At 67.1% G+C, this 16,851-nt stretch carries 19 protein-coding genes; 10 read left to right on the forward strand and 9 right to left on the reverse strand.

The features are described from left to right. Positions 1–70 precede the first annotated feature (70 nt). Complete coding sequence (locus ACT4N3_RS11255) at positions 71–259, forward strand: hypothetical protein (protein WP_444855314.1); 189 nt, start codon at positions 71–73, stop codon at positions 257–259. Between the two features lie 3 nt (positions 260–262). On the opposite strand, the gene ACT4N3_RS11260 is transcribed toward ACT4N3_RS11255, so the two are convergent. The 3 genes from ACT4N3_RS11260 to ACT4N3_RS11270 form a co-directional block, all read right to left on the reverse strand. After that, positions 263–448: a PspC domain-containing protein gene (locus ACT4N3_RS11260; protein ID WP_444855315.1), complete on the reverse strand. Its 186-nt coding sequence runs from the start codon at positions 446–448 to the stop codon at positions 263–265. A gap of 372 nt (positions 449–820) precedes the next feature. Next, positions 821–1,243: a hypothetical protein gene (locus tag ACT4N3_RS11265; RefSeq protein ID WP_444855316.1), complete on the reverse strand. Its 423-nt coding sequence runs from the start codon at positions 1,241–1,243 to the stop codon at positions 821–823. A 50-nt stretch (positions 1,244–1,293) separates the two neighbouring features. Further along, positions 1,294–2,151 (reverse strand): SDR family oxidoreductase, encoded by an 858-nt coding sequence (locus tag ACT4N3_RS11270; RefSeq protein ID WP_444855317.1) that lies wholly within the window; start codon positions 2,149–2,151, stop codon positions 1,294–1,296. Between the two features lie 211 nt (positions 2,152–2,362). Between ACT4N3_RS11270 and ACT4N3_RS11275 the strand changes: the two genes are divergently transcribed. Genes ACT4N3_RS11275 through ACT4N3_RS11290 form a run of 4 tightly spaced genes read left to right on the forward strand, consistent with a single transcriptional unit; the run spans position 2,363 to position 8,560 of the window. Further along, positions 2,363–4,528 (forward strand): TonB-dependent receptor plug domain-containing protein, encoded by a 2,166-nt coding sequence (locus tag ACT4N3_RS11275; RefSeq protein ID WP_444855318.1) that lies wholly within the window; start codon positions 2,363–2,365, stop codon positions 4,526–4,528. A gap of 47 nt (positions 4,529–4,575) precedes the next feature. Then, positions 4,576–6,393, forward strand: coding sequence for an ABCB family ABC transporter ATP-binding protein/permease (locus tag ACT4N3_RS11280; protein ID WP_444855319.1), 1,818 nt, complete (start codon positions 4,576–4,578; stop codon positions 6,391–6,393). Then, positions 6,390–8,150: a DNA helicase RecQ gene (gene recQ, locus ACT4N3_RS11285; protein ID WP_444855320.1), complete on the forward strand. Its 1,761-nt coding sequence runs from the start codon at positions 6,390–6,392 to the stop codon at positions 8,148–8,150. Before ACT4N3_RS11280 ends, recQ begins: the two co-directional genes overlap by 4 nt. Further along, entirely contained in the window at positions 8,150–8,560 is a 411-nt protein-coding gene (locus tag ACT4N3_RS11290; protein WP_444855321.1) for a TIGR01244 family sulfur transferase, read from the forward strand. Before recQ ends, ACT4N3_RS11290 begins: the two co-directional genes overlap by 1 nt. On the opposite strand, the gene ACT4N3_RS11295 is transcribed toward ACT4N3_RS11290, so the two are convergent. From ACT4N3_RS11295 to ACT4N3_RS11310, 4 genes are read right to left on the reverse strand one after another with little or no spacing between them, the layout of a single operon-like run. Continuing rightward, a complete protein-coding gene (locus ACT4N3_RS11295) occupies positions 8,529–8,747 on the reverse strand; it encodes a putative signal transducing protein (protein ID WP_444855322.1) in 219 nt (72 codons plus the stop codon). The genes ACT4N3_RS11290 and ACT4N3_RS11295 overlap by 32 nt on opposite strands. Next, positions 8,747–9,298, reverse strand: coding sequence for a DUF924 family protein (locus ACT4N3_RS11300; protein ID WP_444855323.1), 552 nt, complete (start codon positions 9,296–9,298; stop codon positions 8,747–8,749). The genes ACT4N3_RS11295 and ACT4N3_RS11300 overlap by 1 nt, the downstream gene beginning before the upstream one ends. Further along, positions 9,295–10,725 carry a metalloprotease TldD gene (gene tldD, locus ACT4N3_RS11305; RefSeq protein ID WP_444855324.1) on the reverse strand — a complete coding sequence of 477 codons (1,431 nt, stop codon included), beginning with the start codon at positions 10,723–10,725 and terminating at the stop codon, positions 9,295–9,297. Before tldD ends, ACT4N3_RS11300 begins: the two co-directional genes overlap by 4 nt. A gap of 36 nt (positions 10,726–10,761) precedes the next feature. Beyond that, positions 10,762–11,202, reverse strand: coding sequence for a hypothetical protein (locus ACT4N3_RS11310; protein ID WP_444855325.1), 441 nt, complete (start codon positions 11,200–11,202; stop codon positions 10,762–10,764). A 93-nt stretch (positions 11,203–11,295) separates the two neighbouring features. On the opposite strand from ACT4N3_RS11310, the gene ACT4N3_RS11315 reads away from it, so the two are divergent. Next, positions 11,296–11,757: an NUDIX domain-containing protein gene (locus ACT4N3_RS11315; RefSeq protein WP_444855326.1), complete on the forward strand. Its 462-nt coding sequence runs from the start codon at positions 11,296–11,298 to the stop codon at positions 11,755–11,757. Positions 11,758–11,761: 4 nt separating this feature from the next. Here ACT4N3_RS11315 and ACT4N3_RS11320 read toward each other — a convergent pair whose 3' ends face one another. Then, complete coding sequence (locus tag ACT4N3_RS11320; RefSeq protein WP_444855327.1) at positions 11,762–11,956, reverse strand: zinc-finger domain-containing protein; 195 nt, start codon at positions 11,954–11,956, stop codon at positions 11,762–11,764. A gap of 64 nt (positions 11,957–12,020) precedes the next feature. Here ACT4N3_RS11320 and ACT4N3_RS11325 point away from each other — a divergent pair, with 64 nt between their 5' ends. From ACT4N3_RS11325 to ACT4N3_RS11335, 3 genes are all read left to right on the forward strand, one after another. Continuing rightward, complete coding sequence (locus ACT4N3_RS11325; protein WP_444855328.1) at positions 12,021–12,947, forward strand: ABC transporter ATP-binding protein; 927 nt, start codon at positions 12,021–12,023, stop codon at positions 12,945–12,947. Positions 12,948–13,129: 182 nt separating this feature from the next. Continuing rightward, positions 13,130–14,713: an L-aspartate oxidase gene (gene nadB, locus ACT4N3_RS11330; protein ID WP_444855329.1), complete on the forward strand. Its 1,584-nt coding sequence runs from the start codon at positions 13,130–13,132 to the stop codon at positions 14,711–14,713. Between the two features lie 24 nt (positions 14,714–14,737). Next, complete coding sequence (locus ACT4N3_RS11335) at positions 14,738–15,577, forward strand: hypothetical protein (RefSeq protein WP_444855330.1); 840 nt, start codon at positions 14,738–14,740, stop codon at positions 15,575–15,577. 6 nt (positions 15,578–15,583) lie between these two features. Here ACT4N3_RS11335 and ACT4N3_RS11340 read toward each other — a convergent pair whose 3' ends face one another. After that, complete coding sequence (locus tag ACT4N3_RS11340) at positions 15,584–16,420, reverse strand: alpha/beta fold hydrolase (RefSeq protein ID WP_444855331.1); 837 nt, start codon at positions 16,418–16,420, stop codon at positions 15,584–15,586. Between the two features lie 148 nt (positions 16,421–16,568). Here ACT4N3_RS11340 and ACT4N3_RS11345 point away from each other — a divergent pair. Next, positions 16,569–16,851, forward strand: a 283-nt coding sequence (locus ACT4N3_RS11345) for a 5'-3' exonuclease (protein ID WP_444855332.1), incomplete at its 3' end; no start/stop codon positions are given.

Below are 16,851 nucleotides of genomic sequence, written 5' to 3' on the forward strand. Positions count from 1 at the left end.
TGCGCAGGCGAGGGACTCGCCTCGGGGAGGGTTTCGGGCGATGCTGCGTCACCCGATCGGGGAGGCAGACATGGCCGACTATGCGATGAAGCTCACCACGCGCTATGACGGGATGGTGGTCGCCACCTTTCCCGACCTGCCCGGCGTCAGCGCGCTCGGCGTCGATGACGAGGATGCGCGCAGCGAGGGGCTTCGTGCGCTCGCGGCGGCACTGGCGGAGAATGGGGGCGCGCCGCGCCCCGTGCCGGAGCCGGCCTGAGGCCTAACGGCCGTCGGCCAGCCAGGCGGTGAGGAAATAAGCGAGGATCGCGAGCGGCCCGAAGAGGAACAGGGTCGCGACGACGACGCCGAGACGAACCGCCAGCGCGTCCCAGCCAGCGGCGCGGGCGAGGCCGGCGCAGACGCCGAGCAATTTGGCGTTGGGCTTATCGAGGGCGTAGCGGGTCATGGCGTCGATCCTGAATGGACGGGTTGGCGGAGGTCCGGGCGAACCCGGCCCGGTCATTAGATGACCGGAACCGGGCCGACCGCTGCGCTGATGAAGAGGCTGCTGGCGATCAGGGCGCCAACCAGGGAAACCATCAGCTGCGAGAAATTGTAGGACAGCGTCATTTTTCATCTCCCTTTTGACCGCCGGACCATCCGACGATCATGCCAGGAGCATTGCAGCCGCCGTGCCAGGCGGAGAAAACAGCGGAAATCCGCCGTTTCTTGATTTTCCGGATGAACGGTAGCTTTCAGCACCTGCTACTAGGCGGCGAAAATCGCCAATATTTGGTGTCCGGAAATCTGCGCCTGTCCGTTTGCGGACAGTGGGCGGTCATGCGTCGACCTGCGTCTCGGGTGCGTCCGCGCGCGCGGCAATGAGATGGTTGCCGACGAGGCCGCCGAGCAGCGGCGCAAGCACGTTCGCGATCTCCATCCAGACGGGATAAGGCAGCACGAACATATTGAGCGCGGTCAGCGCGGTCAGAATGGCGATCGCGGTCCAGGCGATGCGGCCGCTGGGCACAATCAGCTTGGCGACGACGCCGGCGACCAGCCCGCCGACGAACCAGGCGAGAACGTAGAACAGCTTCAGCCCCATGGGCGCATGAGCGAAGGCGGCGGTCGCCTGCTCGATCGCCCCACCGGGCGTCGGCGGCGCGACGATTGGAAAGGCCAGGCTGCCGACGAAGGAAACCGCCATCATCGCGGCCATCCCGGCAAGGATTCCGGCGATGACCGCCAAGGTTGCGCGCATGATCGAGCCCTCCTGCCTCGCGTGGCTATATGGCCGGCCGCGAGACCGGTCTAGCCGTTGACGATCGTGCCGCCATTGGGGTGCAGCACCTGGCCGGACATGTAGCGGCTGTCCTCGCAGGCGAGGAACAGGAAGCTCGGCGCGACCTCGTTCGGCTGACCGGCGCGGCCCATCGGCGTGTCCTCGCCGAAATGCTCCATCTTCTCCGGCGTCGAGCCGCCGCAGGGGTTGAGCGGAGTCCAGATCGGCCCCGGCGCGACCGCGTTCACTCTGATCCCCTCGCCGACGAGATTTTCCGAGAGCGAGCGGGTGAAGGCGACTATCGCGCCCTTCGTGGCGCTGTAGTCGAGCAATTGCTTCGAGCCCTGATAGGCGGTGATCGAGGTGCAGTTGATGATCGCCGCGCCCTTCTTGAGGTGCGGCCGCGCCGACTGGGTCAGGAAGAACATCGAGAAGATGTTGGTCTGGAAGGTGCGCTTCAGCTGCGGCTCGGTGATCCCGGTGATGTCCTCGTCGGGGTGCTGCTCACCGGCATTGTTGACCAGGATGTCGATGCCCCCAAGCGTCTTCACGACTTCGGCGACAGCGCGCTCGCAGAAATCCTTGTCGCCGAGATCGCCGGCGATCGCGACCGCCCTGCGCCCCTCGACCTCGACGATCTCTTTCGTCTTCGCCGCGTCGTCATGCTCGCACAGGTAAAGGATGGCGATATCGGCGCCCTCGCGCGCGAACAAGGCGGCGACGGCGCGACCAATACCGCTGTCCGCGCCGGTGACCAGAGCGACCTTGCCCGCCAGCCGGCCCGAGCCCGGATAGAAAGGCTCCCATTCCGGCTTCGGCTCCAGCTTGCTCTCGTGACCCGGCAGATCGTCCTCGCGGATCATCTCGACGGTTTCGGTCTCGGTCATTGATGGTCTCCACAGGCGCTGATCGAAGCATAAAACCTGTTGGTCGAAGCACCGTTCCATAGCCGAGGGGCGGCGGGCAGGCCTGCTCTATCGGACTAATGCACCGGCTGGTCGCGAAACAGGGCGCCGCCTCCCGGCATGGGTTTGACGGAAACGCCATACCTGCCACAAACGTAGCGGGACGGCGGAGGCCGTCGGGAGGGAAAGCCGAATGAGGGTGAAGTTGACCGGGGCGGCCGCGCGTCGCGCGATCGCGATCATGCTGCTGGCCGGGGCCGCGCCGCTTGCCGCGCAGACGCCGGCATCGCCGCCCCCGGACCCGAACATTCCGACGCCGGAAGAGACCGCGCCGGCCGATCCCAACGCCCCGCCCCCGGCCGACACGCCGGTCGCGGCGCGGCAGGGCACGCGCAGCTACGCGCCGGCCGACTTTGCCCGTTTCTCGCCGCGCAGCGCGCTCGACATGCTGAACAACGTCCCCGGCTTCTCGATCGATGCCGGCGACACGGATCGGCGCGGGCTCGGCGAGGCGACCAGCAACGTCCTGATCAACGGCGAGCGCTTCACCGGCCGGTCGACCGACATCTTCACCGAGCTTCGGCGGATCAGCGCCGCCAACGTCACCCGGATCGACATCGCCGACGGCTCGACCTTCAACATTTCCGGCCTCTCGGGCCAGGTCGCGAACATCATCACCCGGTCACGCGGCATCGCCGGCAATTTCGTCTATCGCCCCCAGATCCGTGCCCGCCGCACCCCGGCCCGGCTGCTGAACGGCGAGGTCGCGATCAACGGCCCGCTCGGCACCGGCACCGAATTCTCGCTGAGCTTCCGCAACGACAGCTTCAGGAACGGCAATGCCGGGCCGGAGATCGTGATCACACCGGCCGGCGCGATCCTCGACCGGCGCGACGAGGTGCTGAGCGTCAATGGCGAGCAGCCGCGCCTCGCCGGCACGCTGCGCCGCACCTTCGGCAACGGCTCGGTCCTCAACGCCAACGCCGCCGTCGGCGGCTATATCTTCGACGCCGACGAGATCTCGCTCCGCTCCGGGCCGGGCCAGGTCGACCGCGACCGCCGCTTCCACGAACAGGAGCGCGAATATAATTACGAGTTCGGCGGCGATTACGAATTCCCGCTCGCCGGCGGCCGGCTCAAGCTGATCGGCGTCCGCCGCTTCGAGCACAGCCCCTATGAGCAGGAGCTGTTCATCAATTACGCCGACGGCCGTCCCCGCGAGGGCCAGCGCTTCGAGCAGACCGGCGACGAGACCGAGACGATCCTTCGCGGCGAATATCGCTGGCGGGGCGGCAGCAACGACTGGCAGATCAGCCTCGAGGGCGCGCTCAACCGGCTCGACGTCAACAACAATCTCTTCACCCTCGTTGGCACCCAGTTCGTGCCGGTTCCTGGCGCCTTCACCGAATCGATCGTCGAGGAGCGTCGGGCTGAGGCGATCCTGACCTTCGGCCGACCGTTGACGCCGACCCTGACGCTGCAAGCCGCGGCCGGTGCGGAATTTTCCGAGCTGACCCAGACCGGCGCCGGCGGCCTCAGCCGCCAGTTCTTCCGCCCCAAGGGCTTTCTCAACCTCGCCTGGCGGCCGAACCCCAATCTCGACGTCAGCGCCCGGATCGAGCGGGTCGTGGGCCAGCTCAATTTCTTCGACTTCGTCGCTTCGTCCAACGTCAGCGCCGGCACCTCGAACGCCGGCAACGCCAACCTGGTGCCGCCGCAGCGCTGGAACGGGCAGGTCCAGGTGCGGCGCAACCTGGGGCCATGGGGGACGATCACCGGCCGGCTCTATGGCAGCCTGATCACCGACATCGTCGACGTCATCCCGATCGGCGCCACCGGCCAGTCGCCCGGCAATCTCGACGGCACCGCGACGCTCTACGGCCTGCAGGTCACGAGCACGATCAACTTCGATCCGATCGGCTGGCGCGGCGCGAAGATCGACGCGAACCTGCAGTTCCAGCGCACGTCGCTCGATGATCCGCTGACTGGCCTCAGGCGGCCGTTCAATGAGACGATGACGCGCCAGATCGACCTCACGCTCCGCCACGACATCCCCAGCACGCCATGGGCCTGGGGCGTCACCGCCTTCCAGTACCGCCAGTCAGCCGGCTTCCGGCTCGACCAGCGCTTCCGCTTCCTCGACACGCCGGGCAGCCTCGGCGCGTTCGTCGAGCATAAGGACGTGTTCGGGCTGACGCTGCGCGCCAGCGTCGACAATCTGCTCGGCACCAATGAGAGCTTCAGCCGCACCTTCTACAATGGCCGCCGGCTCGCCGATGACAGCAACATCAACTTCACCGAGGATCGCGACCGTTTCTACGGCCCGGTCTTCACCCTGACGATCAGCGGGACAATCTGAGCCACCCACGCTTGGGGAATGGGCCGCCGCCGCCTATCTAGGCCGCGATGGCGGACGAGCGGACGATAAGGGGGGCGGAGCCGGGGCTGAGCGTGCTCCGGCGCTTCCTGCCCTATCTCTGGCCCGCCGACGCGCCGGGGCTGCGGCTGCGCGTCGTCTTGGCCTCTTTGCTCGTACTGGTCTCGATTCTCGTCACCACCCTCATCATGCCGCTCGCCTTCGGCGAGGCGGTGAACCGGATGACGGCGGGGATGGAGCCGCTCGCCCAGGTCGCGATCGGCCTCGTCTGCGCCTATGCCGCGGCGCGCTTCGCCGGTGTGCTGTTCGATAATCTCAGGAACGGCCTGTTCGAGCGGGTCGGGCAGGACGCGACGCGCCGGCTGGCCGATACGACCTTCCGCCACCTCCACGATCTGTCGCTGCGCTTCCATCTCGAGCGGCGCACCGGCGCGGTCACCAAGATCGTCGAGCGCGGCACCAAGAGCATCGACATGATGCTCTATTTCCTCCTCTTCAACATCGCCCCGACCCTGGTTCAGCTCGCCATCGTGCTCGGCCTGTTCTGGGTAAAGTTCGGCCTCGGCCTCGTCGCCGCGACCGCCTTCATGGTCTGGCTCTACATAAAGTGGACCAGAGCGATAACCGACTGGCGAACGAAGCTGCGCGTCGAGATGAACGATCTCGACACCGGCGCCGTGGCGCGGGCCGTCGACAGCCTGCTGAACTACGAGACGGTCAAATACTTCGGCGCCGAGGAGCGCGAGGCGAGGCGCTACGGCCGCGCCGTCCACGCTTATGCCGAGGCGGCGATCCGCAACGAGACAAGCCTCGCCTGGCTCAATGTCGGCCAGTCGCTGATCACCAATCTGATGATGGCGGGTGCGATGGGCTTCGTCGTCTGGAGCTGGAGCCTGGGGCGCTTCACAGTCGGCGATCTGGTCGTGGTGAACACCCTGCTCGCCCAGCTCTTCCGGCCGCTCGACATGCTCGGCATGGTCTACCGCACGATCCGCCAGGGGCTGATCGACATGGAGGCGATGTTCAACCTGGTCGACACGCCGGCCGAGATCGTCGATGCACCCGACGCGCCAGACCTCGTGGTCACCGCCGGCCATGTCCGCTTCGAGGATGTCCATTTCGCCTACGATCCCGAGCGGGTGATACTGAGCGGCATCGACCTCGACGTCGCGCCGGGGACGATGACAGCAGTGGTGGGGCCATCGGGAGCGGGCAAGTCCACGCTCTCACGCCTGCTGTTCCGCTTCTACGAGCCGACGGCCGGCCGGATCACGATCGACGGGCAGGATATTTCCGGCGTGAAGCAATCGTCGCTCCGCGCCGCTCTGGGCATCGTCCCGCAGGACACGGTGCTGTTCAATGACACGATCGGCTATAACATCGCCTATGGCCGCGAGGGCGCGATGGCGGAGGAGGTCGAGGCCGCCGCGCGCGGGGCGGCGATCGACGGCTTCATCCGCGAGCTGCCCAACGGCTATGACGCGATGGTCGGCGAGCGGGGCCTCAAGCTCTCCGGCGGCGAGAAGCAACGGGTCGCGATCGCCCGCACGCTCCTGAAAAATCCGCCGATCCTGATCCTCGACGAGGCGACCAGCGCGCTCGACAGCCGCACCGAGGCGGCGATCCAGCAGACTCTGAACCATGTAGCAGCGCGGCGGACCAGCATCGTCATCGCGCATCGCCTCTCGACCGTGGTCGACGCCGACCAGATCGTCGTGCTCGACCAGGGCCAAGTCGCCGAGCGCGGCACCCACGCCCAATTGTTGCGCAAGGGCTGCCTCTACGCCGAAATGTGGGCCCGCCAGCAGAGCGAGCGCGAAGCGGAGCAGGCCGAGGCGGCGGAATGACGCCGCTCGACATCCTCCACGACACGTTTGGCTTCTCCTCCTTTCGGGGCGTGCAGGAAGAGGTGATCGGCCGCGTCATGGCCGGGCGGCACACGCTCGCCGTCATGCCAACCGGGGCTGGCAAGTCGCTCTGCTACCAGGTCCCGGCTTTGGCGCTGAAAGGGACGGCGCTGGTCATTTCGCCGCTGATCGCGCTGATGCACGACCAGAACCGCGCGGCGGAGGGCTTCGGCATTCGCGCCGCCTCGCTCACCTCCGTCGACGCCAATCGCGGCGAGACGATCGAGCGGCTGAAGCGCGGCGGCCTCGACATTCTCTATGTCGCGCCGGAGCGGGCGACGACCGACGGCTTCCGCCAGCTTGTCTCGGGCATCAAGCTCTCGCTGATCGCGATCGACGAGGCGCATTGCGTCAGCGAATGGGGGCATGATTTCCGCCCGGACTACCGACTGCTGCGGCCGTTGCTCGACGGGCTGGCGGCTCCCCGCCTCGCGCTCACCGCCACCGCCGACAAGCGCACCCGCGAGGACATCCTCGTCCAGCTCGGCATCCCGGCGGACGGGCTGATCGTCGCCGGCTTCGATCGTCCCAATATCCGCTACCACGTGCGCCCGCGCGACGGCGTGGCGAGCCAGCTCAAAACGCTGCTCGCGGCGCAGCCCGGCCCGGGCATCGTCTACGCGCCGAGCCGCGACAAGACCGAGAAGCTCGCCGAGCAGCTCGGCGGCGAGACCCGCGCCGTGCTCCCCTATCATGCCGGGCTGGAGCCGCCGGTCCGCGCGCGCAACCAGGCTGCGTTCGTGCGCTCCGAGGACATGGTGATGGCGGCCACAATCGCCTTCGGCATGGGGATCGACAAGCCGGACGTGCGCTTCGTCGCCCATGCCGGCATCCCCAAGTCGATCGAGGCTTATTATCAGGAGACGGGCCGGGCCGGGCGCGACGGCGAGCCGGCCGAGGCCTGGCTGTTCTGGGGCGCGGAGGATTTCTCGCGCGCCCGCCGCCGGATCGAGACCGAGGTCGAGCCGGGACGCCGCGCCGGCGAGCGCGAGCGGCTGAATGCGCTCGCCGCCTTCGTCGAGACCGCCGCGTGCCGCCGCGCGATTCTGCTCCGCCATTTCGGCGACGACCCGCCGGAGCGCTGCGGCAATTGCGACAATTGCCTTGAGCCGCCGCAGTCGATCGACGCCACCGAGGCGGCGCGCAAGCTGCTCTCCGCCGCGTTCCGCACCGAAATGCGCTTCGGCGTCGGCCACCTGACCGATGTGCTGGCCGGGCGCGAGACCGACAAGGTGCTGGGCTTCGGCCACCACCGGCTCAGCGTGTTCGGAATCGCCGACGAAGCGGAGCTTGCGCTGCTCAAGCCCGTCGCCCGCGCTTTGCTCGCCCGCGACGCGCTGCGTGCCGACGATTTCGGCGGTCTCTCTTTCGGTCCGGCGGCGAAGCCGATCCTGAAGGGCGAAGAGAAACTGGAGATCGTCATCCCGCCGAAGCGGACCAAGGCTCGGCGCGGCAAGACGGCGGCAGAATATCCGCACGATCCGCTGTTCGAGGCGCTGCGGGCGCGGCGGCGCGAGCTGGCGAGCGAGGCGGGCGTGCCGCCCTATGTGATCTTCCACGACAGCACGCTGCGCGAAATGGCCGAGCTCAAGCCGAGCACGCTCGCCGCGCTCTCCCGCGTGTCCGGCGTCGGCGCCGCGAAGCTCGACAAATATGGCGCGGCCTTCGTCGAGGTGATCGCGGCATGGGAGGCATGATGTTCCGCCGGCTCGACACGCGCACCTTCGTCGCCGGCCAGATCGGCGCCGGGGACATCGCCGAGGCGAGGGCGCTCGGCGTCACGATGATCGTCAACAACCGCCCCGACGGCGAAGAACCGGGCCAGCCGACCTCGACGGAGATCGCAGGGGCGGCGCGGGCGGCGGGGCTCGATTACCGGCACATTCCGGTCGCGGGCGGCTTCTCACTGGACCAGGTCGAGGCGATGGCGGCCGCGATGGAAGAGGCGGAGGGTAAGGTGCTGGCCTTCTGCCGCAGCGGCACGCGTTCGACCTGTCTCTGGGCGCTGGCGCGCAAGACACGGGGCGGCGATGGGGCGGAGATCATGCAAGAGGCGGCGGAGGCCGGCTACGACCTCAGTCCGCTGCAGGACTTCCTGATGCGTTGAGGATTTCGCTCGCCCGGGACAGGTCCTCATCGTCGACCATGAGGCGAATCATGATGAGGCCGTCCGACCAGCCCCAGTTCATCTCCATATCGAATATGAAGCTCGGTATTCCTTCGGCTTCGAGGCGGGCGCGGGCCATGCCGGCTTCGATGCTGTTATAGTAGCGGCCGGCCTCGACCAAGGCCATTACCAGGGCACCACTTCGCCCGCCGCCTGCTCCATCGCAGTGGGCTTGCGGCCCAGCACCGCGTTGCGATGCGGGAAGCGGCCGAAATTCTCGATCACTTCATAATGCTTCCGGGCATATTTGAGCTGCTCGTCATTGCCGAGCGCGGTGAACAGCAGCAGCGACTGCCGCTGGTCCGCCAAATCCTCGCTGTGCTGGAAGGGCATATAGAGGAAGCCGCGCCGCTCGGTCGCCATGCCGTCGTCATAGCCGCGCGCCACCGCCTCCTTGGCAATCGCCAGGGCGAGATGATCGGTCGCGAACTGATCGGCATGGCCCCGGAACATGTTGCGCGGGAACTGGTCGAGCAGGATCGCCGCCGCGAGCGCGGTGTCGGCATCGCCGGTGAAGTCGGACGCCTCGCGCCGGGACTGTCGCGCCCATTCTATCGCAAAGCGCTCGCGAATCTCGTCGTCCAGCGCCGGGCTCGGCCGCCACCAATCGTCCCAGCCGCGCGAAAACCAGAAATCGAGAACGTGCCCGATCCAGGCCTCGCGACGGGAATCGCTCACGCGGCGGTGCCGCCGACGGTGAGCCCCTCGATCAGCAAAGTCGGCTGGCCGACCCCGGCCGGGATCGACTGGCCGCCCTTGCCGCAGATGCCGATGCCCGCGTCAAGCGCCATGTCGTCGCCGATCGCCTTGACCTGGGTAAGGACGGTCGGCCCGTCGCCGATCAGGGTGGCGCCCTTGATCGACGCGCCCAGCCGGCCGTTCTCAATTTTGTAGGCCTCGGTGCAGGAAAAGACGAACTTGCCCGAGGTGATGTCGACCTGCCCGCCGCCGAAGCTCTTGGCGTAGATTCCGTTTCTGGCCCGGGCGAGGATTTCGCGCGGGTCGTCCTTGCCGCCAAGCATGAAGGTATTGGTCATCCGCGGCATCGGCGCATGGGCAAAGCTCTCGCGCCGCCCGTTGCCGGTCGGCTCGACGCCCATCAGCCGGGCGTTCATCCGGTCCTGGATATAGCCCTTCAATATGCCGTCCTCGATCAGCACATTGCGCCGCGTCGGCGTGCCCTCGTCATCGATGGTGAGCGAACCGCGCCGGCGGTCGATCGCGCCGTCGTCGATCACGGTGACGCCCGGCGCCGCCACCCGCTCGCCGATCCGGCCGGAGAAAGCGCTGGTGCCCTTGCGGTTGAAATCGCCCTCCAGGCCGTGGCCCACCGCTTCGTGCAGCAGCACGCCGGGCCAGCCAGGCCCGAGCACCACCGTCATCTCGCCCGCCGGCGCCGCGACCGATTCGAGGTTCACCAAGGCCTGGGCCAGCGCGAGGTCGATCGCCCGGTTCCAGGTCTCGGGCTCGAACAATTCGTCGTAGAGGTAACGCCCGCCCAAGCCATGATAGCCGGTTTCGCGCCGCCCGTTCTGCTCGACCATGATCTGGACATTGAGCCGCACCAGCGGCCGCACGTCATGGGCGACAAAGCCGTCCGGCCGGACGATCTCGACCACGGTCCACACGCCGGCGAGGCTGACCGAGACCTGCGCCACGCGCGGATCGCGGGCGCGGGCGGCGGCGTCGATCTCCTGACAGAGCGCGACCTTGCGGGCGAAGGGGATAAGGCTCAGCGGATCGGCGTCTGTGTAGAGCTTTGAATTGGTCCGCTGCGGCGGCCCCTGCCGCGCACCTTTGGCCGGATCGAGCACCGCCATCGTCTCGGCGGCGCGGCGGATCGCGCCTTCGCTGATGTCGTTCGCCTGGGCGAAGGCGGTCGTCTCGCCGGTCACGCCGCGCAGGCCGAAGCCGGCCTGGGTGTTGAAATCGGCGGTCTTCAGCCGGCCGTCATCGAAGAGGAAGCTCTCGCTCGCGCTATATTGGAGGTAGAGTTCGCCATCGTCGCAGCGGCCCAGCGCCTCGGCCGTGAGGCGAAGCGCCGCATCGGGATCGAGCCCGTCCGGGCGATAGAGGAAGCGGCGGGGATCGGCTAAGAAGGTCATCGGAGCGATATAGGGCCTAATCCGGTTTCTGCACCTTCAACCTGCCTGTTCGTTGCAGCACGGCACGGCGACGGAAGTTGACAATGTTGAGTAAGTTGAGACTTGCCGAGAGGCGGTTTCGGGCATGAGCGGGCGGAGCGTGCCAATGCCGAAGCAGCGCGATGGCGCCCGCATCGGCCGATACGGCGCCAAAACCTCACAGGACGGGTTCGGCGGTAATGGCGGCGGCGGGGACGGCGGGAGGAGCGCCAGCGCTTTGTCCCAGGCTTGACGGAAGCTCGCGGCATCGGCGCGGCGATAAAGCAGATAGGCGCTCTGGCGCGATTTGCCGACGGACAGGCAGGCCGTGCCCACGTTCCGCGAGGCGCTGAGCGCGGCGACGAACCTTCGCTGCAAGTCCGGTGTCCAGCCGTCGCGCCGAGTGCGCAGGCGGACGGGCGCGAAATCGGGTTGCGGGCGTTTGGCCGGCCGGTCCATCCGGCAGCTTAGACCATAAGTGCAGGCATGTAGGAAAGCGCTTTGCGGCCACCGTCATTGCGAGCGAAAGCGAAGCGGCACAGAGACAGGCGCATGAAGAACGCCGTCATCCAGTTCCTCTACCGGTGCCGCCGGCTCGCGCTGCGCGTGCTGCGGCTGAAGACCCGCGGCGTGAAGGTGATGGTCTTCAATCCGGCCGGCGAATTGCTGCTGGTCCGCAACGCTTACGGCAAGAGCCATCTGGTCCTGCCCGGCGGCGGCATCGGCTTTCGCGAATCACCGGCGGATGCGGGCGCCCGTGAGGTGCGGGAGGAGACGGGTGTCGCAGTGGAGCGGCTGAGGCCGGTTTCGGTCCATCGGTCGCAAGCTGAAGGCAAGCGCGACACAATCCACCTGTTCACGGCGCGCGGCGAGAATGAACCGCATCCCGATGGCGTGGAGGTGACCGAAGCGCGCTTCTTCCCGCTCGATTCACTGCCCGACAATGTCTCGAAGGCGACGCTGCGGCGGATCGCCGAATATCGCGGCGAGCAGCCGGTCAGCGAAAGCTGGTGACGGTTCAGCCCCGGTCGGCCGGGCCGCCCTTCAGGACGAAGCGCTTGTCGCAATAGCCGCAATCGACGAAGCCCGTCTCGTCGATCTCGAGGAACACGCGCGGATGGCCCAAAGCGGGCGAGATCGTCGACGCGCCGTCACAGGCGACGCGGCGGGTTTCGACGATCTGGGTTTCGGGCTGGTAAGGGTCGGTTGCCATGGCGCCGCCTTAGCAATGGTCTGGGGGCTTCGCCAGACGTCCGAGCGGCGCTATGCGCAGAGGCATGACCGAAGCCGCGATCGCAATCCGGGACCTGCGGAAGACCTATCAAGGCGGCAAGCGCGCGCTGGACGGCGTTTCGATCGAGGTGCCGCGCGGCCAGATTTTCGGCCTGCTCGGCCCCAACGGCGCCGGCAAGTCGACGTTGATCAACATCCTCGCCGGCCTCGTCACCAAGAGTGGCGGCACCGCCTGCGTCTGGGGATTCGACATCGACGAGCATCCGCGCAATGCGAAACGCGCGATCGGTGTCGTGCCGCAGGAGATCATCTTCGATCCCTTCTTCACGCCCCGCGAGGCGCTCGAAATCCAGGCCGGCCTCTATGGCGTGCCCAAGGCCGATCGGCGGACGATGGAGCTGCTCCGCGCGATGCGCCTCGAGGACAAAGCGGAGGCCTATTCGCGCACCCTTTCAGGCGGCATGAAGCGCCGGCTGCTCGTCGCCAAGGCGATGGTCCATTCGCCGCCGATCCTCGTCCTCGACGAACCGACCGCCGGCGTCGATGTCGAACTCAGGCAGCAGCTCTGGGACTATGTCCGCGCGTTGAACGCGCAGGGCGTCACGGTCGTCCTCACCACGCACTATCTCGAAGAAGCCGAGCAGCTCTGCGACCGGATCGCGATCATCAACCATGGCAAGCTGATCGCCAATGAGCCGACCCGCGCCCTGGTCAACATGGCGCAGGAGAAAATCGTCGAGGTAACCGTCGATCGCGACCTCGCCGCCGCGCCCGCCGCGCCCTGCTTCGACAGGATCGAGTTCGACGGCGAACGGACGCTGACGATCACCTACCGCAAGGACCGGGTGAATGCGGGCCAGGTGCTCGACGCGCTCCAGGCGGAAGAGCTCGGCATCGTCGAGGTCTCGACCCGCGAGCCCGATTTGGAGACCGTTTTCCTGAACCTCACGCGGGCGACGGCGGATGCCTGAAGCGGTGATCTCCTCTTGCCTCCCCTCCCTGCCAGGGAGGGGATTGAGGGGTGGGTGCGCGCGTCGGCGCGCCAGAAAGACTTTGCTCCAGCACTACGAAGCGAACCGGCGGCATCGAGCCGCCGCTCCGCTCACCCACCCCTTGCCCCCTCCCTTGAAGGGAGGGGAGAATGGTGGGGTCGATGGCTAATCATCACGCATATGACGTGGTGATCATCGGCGCCGGCGCTGCCGGGCTGACGGCGGCGCTCAATCTCGCCGAGCGGTTCAAGGTCGCCGTGCTGCTGAAGGGCGAGGGCGCGACCGGTTGGGCGCAGGGCGGCATCGCCGCGGTGCTGGAGCCGGGCGACAGCTTCGAGGCGCATATCGAGGACACGATGGTCGCCGGCGCCGGCCTCAACGACCGCGAGACGGTCGAGTTCGTCGTCGAGAGCGCCCCGGCCGCGATCAACCGACTCGCCGAGCTCGGCGTCCCCTTCAACATCGACGATGACGGCGAGGGCTGGCACCTCACCCGCGAGGGCGGCCACAGCGCCCGGCGCATCGTCCACGTCAACGACGCCACCGGCTGGGCGATCCAGCAGGCGCTGGAAAAAGCGGCCGCGGCCAACCCGAACATCAATGTGCTCGCCGACCGCGTGGCGATCGACCTCGTCACCGGCCGGCATGGCCAGCGTTACTCGGGCGACGGCCATGTCTGGGGCGTCTATGCGCTCAACAAGGCGAGCGGGAAGGTCGAGACCTTCACCGCCCGCGCGACGATCCTCGCCACCGGCGGCGCGGGCCGCGTCTATCTTTTTTCGACCGCGCCGCGCGGCGCGACCGGCGACGGCATCGCGATGGCATGGCGGGCGGGCTGCCGTGTCTCCAACATGGAGTTCATGCAGTTCCACCCGACCTGCCTCTACAATCTGGAGGTCAAGAACTTCCTGATCACCGAGGCGGTGCGCGGCGAAGGCGGGCGGCTCATCCACCCCGAGACCGGCCACCGCTTCATGCCGGATTATGACGAACGCGCCGAGCTCGCCCCGCGCGACGTCGTCGCCCGCGCGATCGACAGCGAGATCAAGCGCGACGGCCTCGATTACGTCCATCTCGACATCAGCCACATGCCCGCAGAGTTCGTGAAGGGGCATTTCCCGAACATCTACGAGAAGCTGCTCGGCCTCGGCATCGACATGACGGCCGAGCCGATCCCGGTCGTCCCCGCCCAGCATTACACCTGCGGCGGCATCGTCGTGGACCGCGACGGGCGGACCGATTTGCCCGGTCTCTATGCGGCGGGCGAATGCACCCAGTCCGGCCTGCACGGCGCCAACCGCCTCGCCTCCAACTCCCTGCTCGAATGCCTCGTCTTCGGCGAGGCGGCGGCAAACCATATCGCCGCCGAATGGGAGGCGCTCCCGGCTCCGCCCTCGATCCGCCCCTGGGATGAAAGCCGCGTCACCGATTCCGACGAGGAGGTGGTGATCCAGCAGAACTGGACCGAGATCCGCCGCTTCATGTGGAACTATGTCGGCATCGTGCGGACGACCAAAAGGCTGGAGCGCGCCGCCCACCGGATCAATCTGCTCACCAACGAGGTCGAGGATTATTACGGCCACTTCCGCGTCACCGCCGACCTGGTCGAGCTCCGCAACCTCCTGCAAAGCGCCGACCTCATCGTCCGCTCCGCCCTCAAGCGGAAGGAGAGCAGGGGGCTGCACTACACGCTGGATTATCCGAAGACGCTGGCCAAGGCGGTCGATACGGTGCTGGCGCCATGAAGCACGCATTTAAGGGAGCTACTGGTGAGACGGTATTTTGGGCTCTTGTCAGCATTGGTTTCAGCATGGGCGGCGGCAACGGCCGCATCTGCGCAGACAGCTGAGTTGACTGTAACCGCGGTTCGGACCCTGCCGGTGCCGGAGCTTGCCCGGGCTTTGCTCGGCGAACGTCTAGGTTCGCGTGTGATCGAGGCTGTCAGGCACGACTATGAAGCCTCGCAGAGCGTTCCCAGATCTGTCGATTTCTTCACGCAACCATTCGCGCCTTGGCCTCGGTTAAATCGCATCTGCCAAACCGACGTAATCACAATCGAATACAATTGGGCTGATTTGGATGAAGCCCAACCTTCCACGCCGGTCACGATTTTTCATATCGAGGCGACCAGCCGCTATTTGGCTATCCCCGAACCGCCCGGAGACCCGAGCGATCCCGAGTATCAAAGGGCGCATGAGGCAGCATGCGCGGCTCTAACCAGCGCTAGGGGCGCATTTCGTGCTCCCGATGCCGGGGATGCACAATGGCTAGCGGCAATGGAAGCAGAATGGTCGCGGACTTCTTCCAGCTCGCGCTTCGATTTTGCTTGTGACGTTTCCGCCAACGTGTCGTGCGAAAGCACTCCGCAGGCCTTATCCCGTCTCAGGCTGAACCAGGCGGCCATCGTTCAGCGTATGGGGTGCCCTGAGATGCGGCGAAGAGGGCAGATAAATTTCTGCTACCGTCTCATCTTCCCCTACGCCGATGCCGTCATCGACGAACCGGAATGGGACATGACACTGGTTGGTGAGATGCAGGACGGCTCGGCGCCAGTGGAGATTCGGTCCCTCAGGTTGCTCCATATGGCGCGGCCGATCGTCCTTCATTGAGACGAGCTAACGCGTCAAAAACCGCCGCATCACCGCGGCAAACCGCGCGGGCTGGTCGCGCATCACCATGTGGCTGCTGCCGTCGACGCGGATCAGGCGGGCGCCGCGGCCATGGGCATAGGCGGCGGCGAACTGGCGGTCGATGATCGCGTTGGCGCGCGCGTCGGGCGAGGCATAGACCACGGTCAGCGGCGCGCGTAGCCGGCCGAGCTCGGGGCCGAGATCGGTAGCGCCCAATTCGCTCATCGCCCGGCCGACGACATGCGGGTCGCTGCCGGCGACGCGGCCCGGCGGGCTGAACGCGCCCATCAGATTGGCGAAGAGCTGCCGCCCGCCCGACGTGTCCATCATCGCGCCGAGGCTGCGCGCCAGCGCGCCCCAGCCCGACGCCGTGCCGCCATAGAGGCCAGCCGGCTGCGGCAGCATGTCGACCACCATCACCCGCCCGGCCAGCTCCGGCCGTCTGAGCGCCACAAGCATCGCCAGCGTGCCGCCCATCGAATGGCCGACCAAAGCCGGCTGCCTGAGCCCTCGCGTCTCGATATAGCGCGCGATCTGGTCGGCGAGCGGGCCGACGATCGGCCCGCGCCCGTTGTCCCGCGCCGGCTCGCCGCCGAAGCCCGCGATCTGAATGAGATGATAGCGATAGCCCGGCACCGCGGCGACCGCGTCCGCCCAGACGTCCCGGCCCGAGGTGAGGCCGGGAATCAGGATCACGTCCGGCCCGGACCCGCGCACCTGCACCGAGAAGCGCGTCGGCTGGAATCGCGCCGGCTGGGCCACGGCGGGCGCCGCGGCGAAGGCGCAGGCGAGGCCGGCGAGAAGGAAATGGCGGCGGTTCATCGTTCGCTTCAAATGCCCTCTTGCCCTTTTTCGTCATGGCCGGTGACGAACTTGGTTAGATCATCCCGGTTTGCCTAGCCCGGCAAGGTTGAACGGAGCCTTACCCATATTCTTTCCCTCAGCCGATTCCCTCCGCTAGAGGGACGCGATGCCTCACCTCTATCTCGTCGACGGCTCGTCCTATATCTTTCGAGCCTTCCACCAGCTACCGCCGCTGACCAACCGGTTCGGCCTCAATGTCGGCGCCGTCTACGGCTATACGACGATGCTCTGGAAGCTCGCCGGGGACCTCGGCAAAGCGGAGGGGCCGACCCATCTCGCGGTGATCCTCGACGCCTCGGAAAGCACCCACCGCAATTTGATGTACGACCAGTATAAGGCGAACCGGCCGCCGGCCCCGCCCGAGCTGGTGCCGCAATTCCCCTTGATCC

The sequence above is a fragment of the Sphingosinicella sp. genome (assembly GCF_052388015.1).
In the GTDB taxonomy this organism is placed as follows: domain Bacteria; phylum Pseudomonadota; class Alphaproteobacteria; order Sphingomonadales; family Sphingomonadaceae; genus Allosphingosinicella.

Bases quoted from the DNA above. Each gene is read 5' to 3' on its own strand.
- ACT4N3_RS11295 (WP_444855322.1), bottom strand. From the start codon at position 8,747: ATGGCCTTGGTCGAGGCCGGCCGCTACTATAACAGCATCGAAGCCGGC.
- nadB (WP_444855329.1), top strand. From the start codon at position 13,130: ATGGCTAATCATCACGCATATGACGTGGTGATCATCGGCGCCGGCGCT.
- ACT4N3_RS11265 (WP_444855316.1), bottom strand. From the start codon at position 1,243: ATGCGCGCAACCTTGGCGGTCATCGCCGGAATCCTTGCCGGGATGGCC.
- ACT4N3_RS11275 (WP_444855318.1), top strand. From the start codon at position 2,363: ATGAGGGTGAAGTTGACCGGGGCGGCCGCGCGTCGCGCGATCGCGATC.
- ACT4N3_RS11325 (WP_444855328.1), top strand. From the start codon at position 12,021: ATGACCGAAGCCGCGATCGCAATCCGGGACCTGCGGAAGACCTATCAA.
- ACT4N3_RS11290 (WP_444855321.1), top strand. From the start codon at position 8,150: ATGTTCCGCCGGCTCGACACGCGCACCTTCGTCGCCGGCCAGATCGGC.
- ACT4N3_RS11260 (WP_444855315.1), bottom strand. From the start codon at position 448: ATGACCCGCTACGCCCTCGATAAGCCCAACGCCAAATTGCTCGGCGTC.
- ACT4N3_RS11340 (WP_444855331.1), bottom strand. From the start codon at position 16,420: ATGAACCGCCGCCATTTCCTTCTCGCCGGCCTCGCCTGCGCCTTCGCC.
- ACT4N3_RS11320 (WP_444855327.1), bottom strand. From the start codon at position 11,956: ATGGCAACCGACCCTTACCAGCCCGAAACCCAGATCGTCGAAACCCGC.
- ACT4N3_RS11270 (WP_444855317.1), bottom strand. From the start codon at position 2,151: ATGACCGAGACCGAAACCGTCGAGATGATCCGCGAGGACGATCTGCCG.
- recQ (WP_444855320.1), top strand. From the start codon at position 6,390: ATGACGCCGCTCGACATCCTCCACGACACGTTTGGCTTCTCCTCCTTT.
- ACT4N3_RS11315 (WP_444855326.1), top strand. From the start codon at position 11,296: ATGAAGAACGCCGTCATCCAGTTCCTCTACCGGTGCCGCCGGCTCGCG.
- tldD (WP_444855324.1), bottom strand. From the start codon at position 10,725: ATGACCTTCTTAGCCGATCCCCGCCGCTTCCTCTATCGCCCGGACGGG.
- ACT4N3_RS11280 (WP_444855319.1), top strand. From the start codon at position 4,576: ATGGCGGACGAGCGGACGATAAGGGGGGCGGAGCCGGGGCTGAGCGTG.
- ACT4N3_RS11255 (WP_444855314.1), top strand. From the start codon at position 71: ATGGCCGACTATGCGATGAAGCTCACCACGCGCTATGACGGGATGGTG.
- ACT4N3_RS11310 (WP_444855325.1), bottom strand. From the start codon at position 11,202: ATGGACCGGCCGGCCAAACGCCCGCAACCCGATTTCGCGCCCGTCCGC.